This is a genomic window from Paraglaciecola sp. 20A4 (assembly GCF_011378905.1).
GTDB lineage: Bacteria > Pseudomonadota > Gammaproteobacteria > Enterobacterales > Alteromonadaceae > Paraglaciecola.
Genome location: NZ_WTPY01000002.1, coordinates 183,165 through 196,685, shown reverse-complemented (window position 1 = coordinate 196,685; position 13,521 = coordinate 183,165). Strand labels below are relative to the sequence as shown.

The following is a 13,521-nucleotide window of genomic DNA, read 5'->3' as shown; positions in this document are numbered from 1 at the left end:
ACCTCTAAGAGATAGCAACCTTTTAGCAGCGCACTCACACAAAAATAAGAGCGACTTTTTCAGTTGATATTTCCTGAACAGAACTGGAAATTAATTTACTTTATCCGTGATGTTAAGCGCCTTAAACGCGATACCACAAGAACATCGAAAAGCGTCACACTGACAATAAAAAGTGCCGAAAGCGGAAAACATAAAGACAGCATAAACATCAGTAAAAGCACCGCCTGATTGCCTGAGCTTGGCATATTGGGCGCGGCTAACCCGCGGGTATTATTAGGCCTGCGCTTAAGCCACATCATCAGCCCACTTACGGTCATAGTCAGAATAAGAAACAATAAGAATACATTCATCCCCCAGTTCCACCACCCTAAATCTCCTTGATGTAACGGGATGAATGCCCCCATCGCCTTGCCCAATAGCGGATAATCAGCAAACGGTAAGTCTGCCAATATTTGACCGCTACTTGGCTCTATATGCAAGGTACGTTCAGCAAAAGGGTTAGTTATATCGCCGGCTATAGTAGTAGACGAAATAGTCCACACGCCACGTTCAGACTTCGGAAAGTGTATACGGTAATGTGTTAACCCCTCCTCCTTAGCAATGCCAACGATAGAATTTAACTCGAGTGTTTGCTCGGCGGCTCTCGATTCTGGTAGGGGTGTCTGCTCTAAAGCCCAAGGCACCTTATGCGCACCATGCTCATTCATTGCATCATGAGTTATTTCTTTTTTAGGAATCTCGAAACCCTTACCCGGCAGTGAGCCCCAAGGTTGCACCAAGACACCGCCTCAAATATTGGTCCAGGACAATCCAGACAGCAAAAATAAGAATAAGGGTAACGCGATAATAAATCCGATAAGTCTATGCAGTCTTCGCCAGCCCGCACGACTTTTTAAAGTAAAGATCGATGTTTTGTTAGGGCTATTAGACTTTGACCACGCGAGATATAAACCACTGATGATCATTAACACGCTCAAGCCAGAGGCAATTTCAATTAGGTTGTCACCAATATCGCCTATAAATAATGAACCGTGAAAGGTCTCTAGTAACGCATAAAATGAGTCTGCCGGATCTTTGGCGCCTAGCAATGCACCAGTAAATGGGTTCACATAAACCATCAAACTTTGTTTATGGTGGCCCGCGTGCCCTTCACTGCCACCGGATACCATTACAAATTTAGCCGCTTCAGTACCCACTGTGCTAGGTATATAAAGTTTTACATCGAACTGGGGATATCGCGCTTCTACCGAACTCACCAGCGCTTCAGCAGATAATGACTCAGCGCCAGCATCAACCATGGTAAAAGTCGGATTAAAGAATGCTTCAACGGGCTTAGCTATCAACATTCCAAAGCCACTTAAGGTCAACATCAGCAAAAATGGGATAACAAACAGGCCAGCGTAAAAATGCCAACGCCAAAGGGCTAAATAAAGCTGCTTTGCGTTAAAAGGTGAGCCTGAATTCAACTGAAGCATGGTGTGTATTCCAAAGATATTACAACTAAATCAGCGAAAAGTGCCTAAAATCGGGGTTAGTGTAGTGCAATGTTAGTCGTTAAGTAATGCGACAAAATGTCGCACCCGCCCAGACAATAGGCGAAAAAAAGCCCCTGATAACAGAGGCTTAATTAATATTATTTCAATGTGCTAATCCACGTTTCCTAGAATGGGATATCGTCATCGAAATCAAAGTCAGGTTCGGCCATGGGTGCTGGCTTATTTTGACCGCCTTGTGGGGCTTGATTAAAACCTTGGTTAGGTTGGCCGCCTTGCGGGGCCTGATTGTAACCTTGATTAGGTGCTTGTTGATAACCTGGCTGTTGGCCACCTGAATTTTGTGCGCCTTGGTTAGGACGCTGCTGAGGGGCTGCGGCTGCTGGACGTTGTTGCCCTTGGAAACCACCTTCAGACTGACCGCCGCCTTTGCCACCTAGCATTTGCATTTGGTCAACAATGATTTCAGTGGTGTACTTGTCTTGACCTTGCTGGTCTTGCCATTTACGGGTTTGCAATTTACCTTCAACGTAAATTTGCGAACCTTTACGTAGGTATTCACCGGCAACTTCGGCTAAACGGCGATACATCGTTAGACGATGCCATTCGGTGCGCTCTTGCATTTGCCCCTGTTGGTCTTTCCAGCTTTCACTGGTCGCGATGCTTAAATTCGCTACCGCGTTACCATTAGGCATATAACGTACTTCAGGATCTTGTCCTAAATTGCCCACCAATATGACTTTGTTTACGCCTTTGCTCGCCATTTTAACTCCTATGTTCTTTCCTAAAGCTCAATTTATAAGCATATATTGCTTAGGCAATACGCTGGCTTTATGTATGGATTTGTCTATTTTTCAATTAATTAGTGATCATTAAACATGTTGCCTAAAAGGCTAAATATGCGCTTTACGTCACCGCTTAGCGCAAAATCTGAATGTTGTCGTTAACAAAAATGATTTTCACTGTGCTACACATTATAACGTTATTTATGAGATTATTTCTTGGAAATTTACGGTTGATTATCGTGAAAATGATATCAGCCATTCACCAAAACTTGCGCTTTGTCTAACGCGAATAGTTTACCGTCAGCTTTAATATAAACCACACCCTCATCAGGTACGACGGTGACATCAACCACTCCTTCTAACGTCGATAACTGCTCGCCTATGGTTTGTGCAGAATAGCGGGTGAAATCGGGCGTTAGGGTGTAACGTTTCAAACGTTCGCTACCATCAAGCTTACGCAGCCCAAACCACCACAAGCCGCATACGGCGCCTGCAATCACAAACACCCACTGAGGACCGATATACTGGCTTGCTAAGCCTGATAGTGTCCCGCCTAAAAACGCACCAAGAAACTGAAAGCTAGCGTAAATACCCATGGCAGAGCCTTTTTTACCCGCAGGGGCAATGCTTGATACCATGGCCGGAAAACTGGCTTCTAAAAAGTTAAACCCGGTGAAGAAACACCAACCAAAAATCATAACAGCCAACACGGTACCGTGCGCAAAGTGAAGCCCGAGTAAGGCGCTACCCAGTAGCAATACACACAAACGGATAACCCCCGCTTGACTCATCTTCTTAGTTAACATCATCAGGGCTACCAACCCCACCACTGAGGCACTCAATATCGGTAAATAGAGTTGCCAGTGGTGGTCAAGCTGCCAACCTAGTGCACTAAGTAATAAGGGCATTTGTACAAATAGCACCGTGATCATCATATGCAGCAGTAAGACACTAATGTTTAGACGGCGTAATTGCGGATCGAAAAATAGTTTTTTAACGTCAGTTAGAACAGGTAAGGTATCCCCTTTGGGGGCGTAGTTTATTGCACTAGGAACCACCCAGATGACCAGAGGGATACATAGAATCGCTAATATACCCGTTATACCAAAAATGCCGTGCAAGCCGTAACTATCAGCAATAACCGGCCCAATCAATAAAGCGATATAAAAAGAGAAGCCAATAGCAACCCCAATGATAGCCATCACTTTTGGACGATGCTGTTCGCGGCTAACATCACCCGCTAACGCCATAATGGCCCCAGCAATGGCACCTGCACCTTGCAAGAATCGGCCTATGACAATCCATAACATACTGTCAGCTGTTGCTGCGACCCCGCTGCCTATGGCAAACATCAAAAGGCCACCAATGATAACGGGCTTTCGACCAATTTTGTCTGACAGTACGCCCATTGGAATTTGCAAAATGGCTTGAGTCAGACCGTAGCCGCCAATTGCTAGACCAAGCATCAAAGCAGAATAATCGGGGTAATTTATGGCAAGAATGGCCAAAACAGGCATTACCATAAATAATCCTAACATTCGCAGGACATACACGGCAGCCAAAGCCAAAGAAGCGCGGATTTCTGTTCTATTCAAATCAGTAACTATTCAATTGAGGATTTAAAGGCGCTGAAGTTTAGCATAAATATATCGCGCACAACGACAGCAACTTAGTAGCTAAGATAGGTGAAAATAACATAAGTTCAAGGATATGCATCACTTACAAACATGAACTTACAAATTTATTAAGCGATCCAATCAGCGCCTACGCTCGTAATTGATAGCCATTAATCAACTGAGTATTGAAAGTATAATTGATCAACCACATAGAGCTCTTATATCAAGTATGTAATACTCACTCTTTTGAGGTCGACTTTGGTCAATAATGGATAAAATAGCTGTACGAGGCGCGCGCACTCACAATCTAAAGAACATTGATTTAGATATCCCTAGAGACAAACTTACCGTAATAACCGGCTTGTCTGGCTCAGGTAAATCTTCACTGGCATTCGACACCCTTTACGCCGAGGGGCAACGTCGCTATGTTGAGTCTTTATCAGCTTACGCTAGACAATTTTTATCTATGATGGAAAAGCCCGATGTGGATCACATCGAGGGCTTATCACCAGCCATTTCTATTGAGCAAAAATCGACGTCTCATAACCCACGCTCAACTGTGGGGACAATTACCGAAATTTACGATTATTTGCGCTTACTCTACGCTCGCGTAGGCGAACCGCGTTGCCCAACACATCATGTGCCCTTAGATGCGCAAACGGTTAGTCAAATGGTCGACCGTGTTATGGCGATGCCTGCAGATGAAAAACTCATGCTGCTAGCGCCTGTGGTACAAGACCGCAAAGGCGAACACGTTAAAACCCTAGAAAGCCTAGCTGCTCAAGGGTTTATACGAGCAAGAATTGATGGTGAAGTGTGTGACTTGTCTGATCCACCTGATCTTGATTTACATAAAAAGCACAATATTGAAGTCGTTATTGACCGCTTTAAGGTGCGTGATGATTTGGCGCTGCGCTTAGCTGAATCATTCGAGACCGCGCTGAATTTATCCGCTGGCACGGCCAAAATTGCTTACATGGACGACCCGAAAAAAGAAGAAGTGGTTTTTTCATCTAATTTCGCCTGTCCTCACTGTGGCTATTCAATGGCCGAACTTGAGCCAAGACTGTTCTCATTCAATAATCCGGCTGGTGCATGTCAGACATGTGATGGATTGGGCACACGACAGTTTTTTGATCCCCAACGCATTATCGCCAATGACGAATTAAGTTTATCGGGTGGCGCCATTCGCGGCTGGGACAAACGTAGCTATTATTACTTTCAAATGCTGCAAGCCGTTGCCGATCATTACAAATTTGATTTAGCCAAACCCTTCGCTGAACTTGATGAAGAAGCCAAAGATTTGGTGCTTAACGGCAGTAAAGGCACATCAATCAACTTTAAGTACATAAACGATCGCGGCGATATAATGGAGCGCAAGCACCCGTTTGAAGGGATTATCCCCAATATGGAGCGCCGCTATCGGGAAACTGAATCAAACGCCGTACGTGATGAACTGGCTAAGTACTTAAGCCAACAGCATTGCAACAGCTGTAACGGCACCCGTTTACGTCTTGAAGCCCGTAATGTTTTTATTGGTGAAACTGCACTGCCTACGATAACGGCAATGTCAATTGCCGAGACATTGCAGTTTTTCAGCGAAGTAGAACTAACCGGAAAACGGGAAAAAATAGCAGACAAAATCTTTAAAGAAATAAATGACCGTTTGAATTTCTTGGTTAACGTGGGGCTGAACTATCTGTCGCTATCACGCAGTGCCGATACTTTATCAGGCGGTGAAGCCCAGCGTATTCGTCTTGCCAGTCAAATTGGAGCAGGTTTGGTCGGGGTGATGTATGTACTCGATGAGCCCTCTATCGGTTTGCACCAGCGAGATAACGAACGCTTACTAACTACGTTGGAGCACCTGCGCGATTTAGGCAACACAGTGATCGTGGTTGAACATGATGAAGACGCAATTCGTGCGGCAGATTTTGTGTTAGATATTGGCCCAGGGGCTGGTGTACACGGCGGCGAGATTGTCGCGCAAGGTACCATTGAAGATATTATGAAAAGTGAACATTCACTGACCGGTAAATACCTATCAGGTCGTGAATCTATCGCTATTCCTGCCAAGCGTACTGAAATTGATGAAGACAAGTGGATAGAAATGAATGGGGCATCAGGCAATAATTTGCAAGATGTCGACTTACGCATTCCATTTGGTTTAATGACCTGCGTAACGGGTGTATCAGGGTCAGGAAAATCGACGCTGATAAACGATACTTTTTACCGTATTGCCCATCGTGAGTTAAATGGCGCCACGACAGGTGAGCCCGCACCTTATAAAACAATTACCGGCATGGAATTGCTCGACAAAGTGGTCGATATTGATCAAAGCCCCATCGGCCGTACTCCGCGCTCGAACCCTGCTACTTACGCAGGTATCTTCACCCCAGTACGCGAATTGTTTGCCGGCACCCAAGAAGCTCGTTCGAGAGGCTACAAACCTGGTCGTTTTAGCTTCAATGTTAAAGGTGGACGCTGTGAAGCCTGTCAGGGTGACGGAGTCATAAAAGTTGAAATGCACTTTTTGCCCGACGTATATGTGCCTTGTGATGTATGTAAAGGTAAACGCTACAATCGGGAAACGCTGGAGATCCAATATAAAGGCTTGAACATTCATCAGGTTCTGGATTTAACCGTTGAAGATGCTAGAGAATTCTTTGATGTTATACCTGCTATTGCACGTAAGTTACAAACATTGAAAGAAGTCGGGTTATCTTATGTAAGATTGGGGCAAGCTGCCACTACGTTATCTGGCGGTGAAGCTCAGCGGGTGAAACTCGCTAAAGAATTATCGAAGCGCGATACAGGGCAAACCTTGTATATACTAGATGAACCAACAACCGGTTTGCATTTTCATGATATTAAACAGCTATTGCAGGTATTGCATCGTCTGCGTGATCATGGCAATACTGTAGTGGTTATTGAGCACAACCTTGACGTTATTAAAACCGCCGATTGGGTCATTGACCTAGGTCCTGAGGGTGGTTCAGGTGGCGGACAAATTATTGCTCAAGGAACACCAGAACAAGTTTGCGAGGTTGAGGTGTCTCATACAGCGCGTTTTCTTAAACCTTTGCTATTAAACAAAAAGAAGGAATTGACCGATGTTACTTGAAGAATTTAATGTACGCTTTTGTGAAACGGATGCCCTAGCGCATGTGAGTAATACGGTATTGGTAGATTGGTTTGAGATGGCCCGTGAGCCTATTTTTAGAATCTTTTCTCCGGAACTAGACTTGCAAAATTGGCCACTCATTTTGGCTAGCTACAAAGTCGATTTTCTTGATCAAATGCATTACGGTCATCCGGTACAGGTGCGCACCTATATAAGTCGGATTGGCGGTAGTTCGTTCGATGTCTATCAAGAGCTTTGGCAAAAAGAAACCAAGCGAGCCACAGGCACGACCACCTTGGTTCAATATAATTATGCTGACAAAAAATCTTTAGTCATAAACGAAGAGATGCGTGCACAACTTACCGAACATGCTATACCCCGTGGTGTGAATGGCTAAGACAGAAACCTTTATTCAGGTTATTGAAAATGCTATCAGTGACGAGATGTGCGAACAGTTCGTCACGCAATTCGAATTAAGCAAACATACACAGCCGGGACGCACTGGTGGTGGTGTAGATACTGAAAAGAAACGCAGTTTTGATGTGTCCATTGTTCAACATCCTGAATTCAAAGCACCCTATCAGGCTTTGCTGCCTTTAGTAGGGCAGCATATCTTGCGTTATTTCGAAAAATACTTTTTCGCCTTAATTGGGCCAATAGGGTTAACGGTTAAGCACCCTAATACAGGTCAACCTGTTAAACTATCGCACGAAAATTTTAACGAAGTAGGGCTGCCTAACTTAAGCAATTTAATGCGCTACCTATTTCGACTCGGCGATATAAACGCGCAAAAGTATGAACGCCAACAAGGTGGTTATCCTTATTGGCATTCAGAAGTTTATCCTCAAACCAACAGCACTGATGCATTGCACCGAGTCTTGTTATTTATGTTTTATTTAAATGATGTGGATGAAGGGGGAGAAACAGACTTTTATTACCAAGATATCAGTATTAAACCACGCAAAGGTACTATGGTAATCGCGCCTGCTTACTTCACTCATACCCATAGAGGTCAAGTACCCATTTCAAACGATAAATATATACTCACTTCATGGGTATCGTTCAATTCGGGCAATGTTATTTTTCAGCAGCAATAAGCTCTGTATAAGACTAACAAGTCGTATTGTTCCATAAATGGCCACAAGAAACGATTGAGTGAGCCCCCTTAATATATGCTGATAATAACCCACCCTCACCGTCGTAATGGGTTTCTGCTCGCCTGCGCAACCTAGCCACTAGCCGTCGTAGGGAGTCACTTCAATACCTTGCAGTGAGTAACCTGTTGTCGCAATGTCACCTTGCCATACATCTGTGGAAAGCGTACCTGTGACCCATACCGCATCGTATATATTATCTATTGGTACACCGCTTGAAAATTTAACATAAACAATTTGATTTGGTGGTGGAGGTGGTACATGAATACAGGCTCCAAAATACGGAACCAAAAGAAATTCAGTGGTGGTATCACTGTCACCTTCTAGGGGTACAACAAAGCCAGGGATTTTGACTAACTTGCCGTTAAGCTCTTTGACCACAGGCGCATTTAAGCTTTGTTGAATCATAGCGCCATCGTGATTGACCTCATCTTGAGGAGCAATATAATTTTTAGGGATCATATCTTCCCAAAATAACTCTTCAGGCTCTTGGCTAAAACCAGCAAACGAACTCATCGTAAGCAATAACAGTAGATACTTCATAAATGCTCCTTAGGCGGCATTTCAACGGGCGTATTTGCCCAACGTAACATATTCATTCGTACTTCATTCCCCCGTGTAGGTTGCACAGGAATATTCAACGCTAACACCAAAGAACACACTGCAAATCCTGCACCAATAAAAAACACCGATGAAGGGGAGGTTAACCATACAACCCCTAATAAAGCAGGGATCACTACCGCAGCAATATGGTTTATGGTAAAGCTCACTCCGGCCGTCGAAGCAATATCTTTATGGTCAGCAATTTTCTGAAAATACGTTTTCACGGCAATCGCCATAGCAAAAAACAAATGGTCAATCACATACAAGCTTGCGGCTAACTGGCTATTTTCGACCCATGCATAACCAGCAAAAACCCCTATTAATCCCACGTACTCGATACACAGCGCACGCTGCTCGCCGATTTTATGGATCCAACGACCAATTTTGGGTGCAAAGAGTAGATTGAACACATAATTAAGCATAAATAACAGACTGATGTCGCCCACCGAGTAGCCAAACTTTTCTACCATCATAAATGACGCGAAAACCATAAAAATTTGACGTCGAGCACCACTGAAAAATACCAAACCATAGTACAACCAATACCGTCTGCGTAAAAACATATGCTTATGCTGCACCGAGGTCTGAGTAAATTTGTCGAAACCAACCCACAACCAAATAACAATTAGCAACCCCACCCCCCCAGCTAGCATATACATTGTAATATAAGAGACCCCAACCCACTCCATTAATAGCCAAATGGCGCCATAGGCGAGTAACGAGGCGAAGCTTTTTACTGCCAACTGTTGGCCCATAAAATGGGCTGTTTTGTCTTTATCTAACCATTGTAGGGTTAACGATTGATTGATCGTCTCGAAATAATGAAAGCCAATAGACATTAATACTGTTGTGCAATATAAGCCCAACTCAAAGGGCAGCCACCCAGTCATTGCAACGCCTATACACATAAGCGCTAAAGATACCAAAGCGATGGTTTGTTCTTTTAACACTAACAACAGAAATACGGCACTAAAAGCTAAAAATCCGGGCACTTCACGCAAACTTTGCAACATGCCGATTTGAGCACCATCAAATTGTGCTTTTTCGACCACAAAATTATTTAATAGCGCATTCCATACCGAAAAAACTAACGGCATAACAAACGCCATGGCAAGCAAAAAGTATTGTGGGTTAGCGCTAAGTGAACGATAAAGTTTCATAGATTAGGTCATTGCCGAGGATCGGTTTAGTGTCTCATAGGCGCGGTGAAGCACAAATAGAAAAGCCGACAGACTGTCGGCTTTTAGGTAGAAATTCCCATTTTATAACATGAGAAAATTAACCTTCGTTTTTGTAACGCTCTACACTGCTGACAATTTCAGCTTTGGCTGACTCAACGTTTTCCCAGCCATCGATTTTGACCCATTTACCAGGCTCTAAATCTTTGTAATGTGAGAAGAAGTGTTGGATCTGGTTCAAGGTCAACTCATCAACTTGGTCGATATCTTTGATGCCACGATAAATAGTAGATAGTTTATCAACAGGAACGGCTAAAATTTTCGCATCTGTACCTGACTCATCGGTCATTTTCAACACGCCAACAGGGCGACATTTGATGACACAACCTGCCAAAAGTGGAAACGGTGACATGACTAATACATCAGCTGGATCGCCATCTTCAGATAACGTTTGGTTTATATAGCCGTAGTTAGTCGGATAATGCATGCATGTCGCCATAAAGCGATCAACAAAGATTGCTCCCGTATCTTTATCCACTTCATATTTTATTGGATCTGAATGTGCAGGGATTTCAATAACTACATTAATTTCTTCCGGTAAGTTTTTACCAGCTGGAACATCGTTAAGACTCATAAAATTGACCTATAGATTGATGAAATTGGCACGAATTATAGGGCGATCAACAACAATATGAAACGCCACAGAGGTAATAAAGCGCAGGTTTTGTAAGTTATTGCGAAAAAATATGCAAATAACAGCAAATAATGTCACTTTTCGTTAAATGTTGCGCTACCCGTCAAACGGATGCTTTTCAATATCAGCGATAAGCGAGCGGTAATCGTGTGTCGCTAAAAATTGTGTAACATTTTTTATCGGTAATTGGCTGTCTGGATTACTCACAGCCAGTAAATGTGCAATGCCAAAATCTTTAGCTGATTGCAAAATTGGCAAGCTATCGTCCACAAACAAGGTATGTTGGCAATCAAAACCAAGCCGTCGTTGTAATTTTTGCCACAACAGCTGGGACTCTTTGGTAACGCCGAATTCGTGCGTGGATATAAGCGTGTCGATATGGCTATCAAGAGCAGTATGCTCAACTTTTAACGATAGGCTATCAGGATGCGCGTTCGTCACTAATACCACCTCTCGGCCAGATGCTTTAAGGGCATCGAGAAATGGAATACTGTCATCACGCAAGCCAATTAGGTGCTCTACCTCGCGTTTGGCCTCCATGATGTCTAGCTCAAGTCGGCTCGCCCAATAGTCTAAACAATACCAATCTATTGTTCCAAATACCTGACGATACTCGGCCATCATATATTCTTTTGCCTGTTCCTCACTGATCCCTTTTGTACTGGCATATTTGCGCGGTAAGTGCTCCAACCAGAAGTGACTGTCAAAATGTAAATCGAGTAATGTACCGTCCATATCGAGTAAAACGGTTTTAATTTTGTTCCAAGGTAAGTCAGGCAAGTGGCATGTCCTTAAGTTAAGCGTTATATTCGTACTTACAGTAGTTTACGCGTCATTGATGCAATTAGTGAGGCTATGATAACGTGATAGGCAGATGAGCAAAATAGACCCCAACAAACCACTTCCACAAATACATCAACGACGAACCGTCGCCAAAAGCGGATTATTTACCGTTGAGCAGGTTGATCTTGAGTTTTCTAACGGCGAATTACGTACCTTCGAACGCATGGCGGGCGGTGGACGTGGCGCAGTAATGATTGTGCCTTTTATCAACGACCATGAATTTCTATTGGTTCGAGAATATGCCGCTGGTATGCATTCTTATCAATTAGGTTTCCCTAAAGGCCTAATTGATGCAGGTGAAGAGCCTAAAGATGCAGCAAACCGTGAGCTAAAAGAAGAAGTGGGCTATGGCGCTGCAAAACTTCACTACATACAAAACGTCAGTATGGCGCCGGCATTCTTTAATGCACGCATGGATATATTCATCGCTGAAGATTTGTATGAACAAACATTGCCTGGCGATGAGCCAGAGCCATTAGATGTTATTCCCTGGTCTATACATGATCTTGATGGTTTGCTTGCCCGTGAAGATTTTATCGAAGCCCGCTGTATCACAGCGCTTTTTCTGGCCCAAAAGTGGTTAAAGGAACAATAATGCCTATCAACCAAATACCTGCATTACTCGAAATTGCTAAAACCGCTGCCCGAGAGGCAGGTAAAGTGGTTATGGAGATTTATGATAGCGGCGATTATCAAAGTTATCAGAAAGAAGATGATTCTCCTGTAACGTCAGCTGACTATAAGGCCAATGAAGTTATTCTGGCTATATTACAGCGTGAGACCCCACATATTCCAATTATGTCAGAAGAGTCTGAGAACGGTGAATTAGCCGAGCGAAAAGATTGGGATCGATATTGGTTAATCGATCCTATTGATGGCACTCAAGAGTTTATTGCTAGAAGTGGTGACTTTGCCGTTAATATCGCATTAGTCGAAAAAAACCAGCCCATTATAGGGGTGATATATTGGCCCCCTGGCGAGACGCTGTATTTTGCATCTAAAGACAATGGCGCATTTAAAGAAAGCTTGTCAGAGAATAAACAAATTTTTGTCCGTAAATTTGACGATATAGAAAATGATGCGGTTATGATTGCTATCAGCCGCAGGCAAGCCAGAGAAAAAGTCATGCAAAGCATGAGTGATCATCGTACATATCAAACCTACCCCACAGGCAGTTGTTCGTTAAAATCGTGTTTTATTGCTGAAGGTAAAGCAGATGTGTTTTTGCGGGTAGGTATCACCGGAGAATGGGATACGGGCGCATCTCAGTGCATCGTAAGTGAGGCTGGGGGCAGCATTTTAGCTCACGACTTTTCTCCCCTTAGCTATAACGAGCGCAACTCAGTCACCAACCCAGATTTTATCGTCATGGGAGATCAAAGAGTTAATTGGCAAACCATCGTAAAATACACCACAGGAAATAACAAATGAACATTACCAAGCGCACTGGGCTACTAAAAATAGCGGTTATATCGAGTTTTCTTTTCTGCGCATCTGCTTCTGCTGATTGGCGCTTATTAAACGATTCTTCGCACCTTAATTTCGTCTCGACTAAAAATGTTAATGTGAGCGAAATTCATCATTTCTCACAGCTTGATGGCTCACTGAGCAGCAAAGGTGACTTATCTGTCGATATTGACTTATCATCGGTACAAACTGGGATCGATATTCGTAATACACGTATGCGTGAAAAGTTGTTTATGGTGGATAACTTCCCCAAGGCAACCTTGACGGCAACACTCCCTGAAGAGATTACTCAGTTTACCCCTGGTCAGTCTGGCACCTTTGTGATCCCGAGTAAGCTGACAATTATGGGCCAACAAAACGACGTGCAAGTTGAAGTGCAAATCACTAAAACTGACCACAATCGATTCGTGGCCACTAGCGCCAAGCCGATACTGATAAATGCAGGGGATTATGGCTTACAATCAGGCATCGACTGGTTGCAAAACGTCGCTAAGTTGTCAAGCATCAGCCCAACCGTGCCCGTTACCTTCAATTTGACGTTTATCGAATTAATGTAACCTCTGT

The 13,521-nt window shown here is 43.6% G+C and carries 12 protein-coding genes and 1 pseudogene; 6 read left to right on the top strand and 7 right to left on the bottom strand.

What is annotated here, in order from left to right:
* Nucleotides 1-95: 95 nt before the first annotated feature.
* The 3 genes and pseudogenes from GQS54_RS23175 to GQS54_RS03320 form a co-directional block, all read right to left on the bottom strand.
* A pseudogene (locus GQS54_RS23175) lies at nucleotides 96-1,475 on the bottom strand (PepSY domain-containing protein).
* A 185-nt stretch (nucleotides 1,476-1,660) separates the two neighbouring features.
* The gene (locus GQS54_RS03325; protein ID WP_166422586.1) at nucleotides 1,661-2,257 is read right to left on the bottom strand and encodes a single-stranded DNA-binding protein; all 597 of its coding nucleotides are present in this window, start codon (nucleotides 2,255-2,257) and stop codon (nucleotides 1,661-1,663) included.
* 272 nt (nucleotides 2,258-2,529) lie between these two features.
* Nucleotides 2,530-3,873 (bottom strand): MFS transporter, encoded by a 1,344-nt coding sequence (locus tag GQS54_RS03320; RefSeq protein ID WP_166422585.1) that lies wholly within the window; start codon nucleotides 3,871-3,873, stop codon nucleotides 2,530-2,532.
* A gap of 289 nt (nucleotides 3,874-4,162) precedes the next feature.
* Between GQS54_RS03320 and uvrA the strand changes: the two genes are divergently transcribed.
* The 3 genes from uvrA to GQS54_RS03305 are packed head-to-tail and all read left to right on the top strand — an operon-like array spanning nucleotide 4,163 to nucleotide 8,115.
* Nucleotides 4,163-7,018, top strand: a complete 2,856-nt coding sequence (gene uvrA / locus GQS54_RS03315) for an excinuclease ABC subunit UvrA (protein WP_166422584.1) — start codon at nucleotides 4,163-4,165, stop codon at nucleotides 7,016-7,018.
* The gene (locus GQS54_RS03310) at nucleotides 7,008-7,415 is read left to right on the top strand and encodes a thioesterase family protein (protein ID WP_166422583.1); all 408 of its coding nucleotides are present in this window, start codon (nucleotides 7,008-7,010) and stop codon (nucleotides 7,413-7,415) included. Before uvrA ends, GQS54_RS03310 begins: the two co-directional genes overlap by 11 nt.
* Nucleotides 7,408-8,115, top strand: coding sequence for a 2OG-Fe(II) oxygenase (locus GQS54_RS03305; protein WP_166422582.1), 708 nt, complete (start codon nucleotides 7,408-7,410; stop codon nucleotides 8,113-8,115). Before GQS54_RS03310 ends, GQS54_RS03305 begins: the two co-directional genes overlap by 8 nt.
* Nucleotides 8,116-8,253: 138 nt before the next feature.
* Here GQS54_RS03305 and GQS54_RS03300 read toward each other — a convergent pair whose 3' ends face one another.
* The 4 genes from GQS54_RS03300 to yrfG all read right to left on the bottom strand — a co-directional run bounded on the left by GQS54_RS03300 (nucleotide 8,254) and on the right by yrfG (nucleotide 11,427).
* Nucleotides 8,254-8,715: a DUF3299 domain-containing protein gene (locus GQS54_RS03300; RefSeq protein WP_166422581.1), complete on the bottom strand. Its 462-nt coding sequence runs from the start codon at nucleotides 8,713-8,715 to the stop codon at nucleotides 8,254-8,256.
* Complete coding sequence (locus tag GQS54_RS03295) at nucleotides 8,712-9,935, bottom strand: MFS transporter (protein ID WP_205967602.1); 1,224 nt, start codon at nucleotides 9,933-9,935, stop codon at nucleotides 8,712-8,714. The genes GQS54_RS03300 and GQS54_RS03295 overlap by 4 nt, the downstream gene beginning before the upstream one ends.
* A 118-nt stretch (nucleotides 9,936-10,053) precedes the next feature.
* The gene (ppa, locus tag GQS54_RS03290) at nucleotides 10,054-10,587 is read right to left on the bottom strand and encodes an inorganic diphosphatase (RefSeq protein ID WP_166422580.1); all 534 of its coding nucleotides are present in this window, start codon (nucleotides 10,585-10,587) and stop codon (nucleotides 10,054-10,056) included.
* Between the two features lie 156 nt (nucleotides 10,588-10,743).
* On the bottom strand, nucleotides 10,744-11,427 hold the full coding sequence (yrfG, locus tag GQS54_RS03285; protein ID WP_166422579.1) for a GMP/IMP nucleotidase: 684 nt from the start codon (nucleotides 11,425-11,427) through the stop codon (nucleotides 10,744-10,746).
* Nucleotides 11,428-11,521: 94 nt separating this feature from the next.
* On the opposite strand from yrfG, the gene nudE reads away from it, so the two are divergent.
* Genes nudE through GQS54_RS03270 form a run of 3 tightly spaced genes read left to right on the top strand, consistent with a single transcriptional unit; the run spans nucleotide 11,522 to nucleotide 13,514 of the window.
* Complete coding sequence (nudE, locus tag GQS54_RS03280; RefSeq protein ID WP_166422578.1) at nucleotides 11,522-12,085, top strand: ADP compounds hydrolase NudE; 564 nt, start codon at nucleotides 11,522-11,524, stop codon at nucleotides 12,083-12,085.
* Nucleotides 12,085-12,921, top strand: coding sequence for a 3'(2'),5'-bisphosphate nucleotidase CysQ (gene cysQ / locus GQS54_RS03275; protein WP_166422577.1), 837 nt, complete (start codon nucleotides 12,085-12,087; stop codon nucleotides 12,919-12,921). The genes nudE and cysQ overlap by 1 nt, the downstream gene beginning before the upstream one ends.
* Nucleotides 12,918-13,514: a YceI family protein gene (locus tag GQS54_RS03270; RefSeq protein WP_166422576.1), complete on the top strand. Its 597-nt coding sequence runs from the start codon at nucleotides 12,918-12,920 to the stop codon at nucleotides 13,512-13,514. The genes cysQ and GQS54_RS03270 overlap by 4 nt, the downstream gene beginning before the upstream one ends.
* The last annotated feature ends 7 nt before the right edge of the window (nucleotides 13,515-13,521 follow it).

Excerpts from the sequence above, each read along its gene's own strand:
- uvrA (WP_166422584.1), top strand. The coding sequence starts at position 4,163 with ATGGATAAAATAGCTGTACGAGGCGCGCGCACTCACAATCTAAAGAAC.
- nudE (WP_166422578.1), top strand. The coding sequence starts at position 11,522 with ATGAGCAAAATAGACCCCAACAAACCACTTCCACAAATACATCAACGA.
- GQS54_RS03270 (WP_166422576.1), top strand. The coding sequence starts at position 12,918 with ATGAACATTACCAAGCGCACTGGGCTACTAAAAATAGCGGTTATATCG.
- GQS54_RS03305 (WP_166422582.1), top strand. The coding sequence starts at position 7,408 with ATGGCTAAGACAGAAACCTTTATTCAGGTTATTGAAAATGCTATCAGT.
- cysQ (WP_166422577.1), top strand. The coding sequence starts at position 12,085 with ATGCCTATCAACCAAATACCTGCATTACTCGAAATTGCTAAAACCGCT.
- GQS54_RS03310 (WP_166422583.1), top strand. The coding sequence starts at position 7,008 with ATGTTACTTGAAGAATTTAATGTACGCTTTTGTGAAACGGATGCCCTA.
- ppa (WP_166422580.1), bottom strand. The coding sequence starts at position 10,587 with ATGAGTCTTAACGATGTTCCAGCTGGTAAAAACTTACCGGAAGAAATT.
- GQS54_RS03300 (WP_166422581.1), bottom strand. The coding sequence starts at position 8,715 with ATGAAGTATCTACTGTTATTGCTTACGATGAGTTCGTTTGCTGGTTTT.
- GQS54_RS03325 (WP_166422586.1), bottom strand. The coding sequence starts at position 2,257 with ATGGCGAGCAAAGGCGTAAACAAAGTCATATTGGTGGGCAATTTAGGA.
- GQS54_RS03295 (WP_205967602.1), bottom strand. The coding sequence starts at position 9,935 with ATGAAACTTTATCGTTCACTTAGCGCTAACCCACAATACTTTTTGCTT.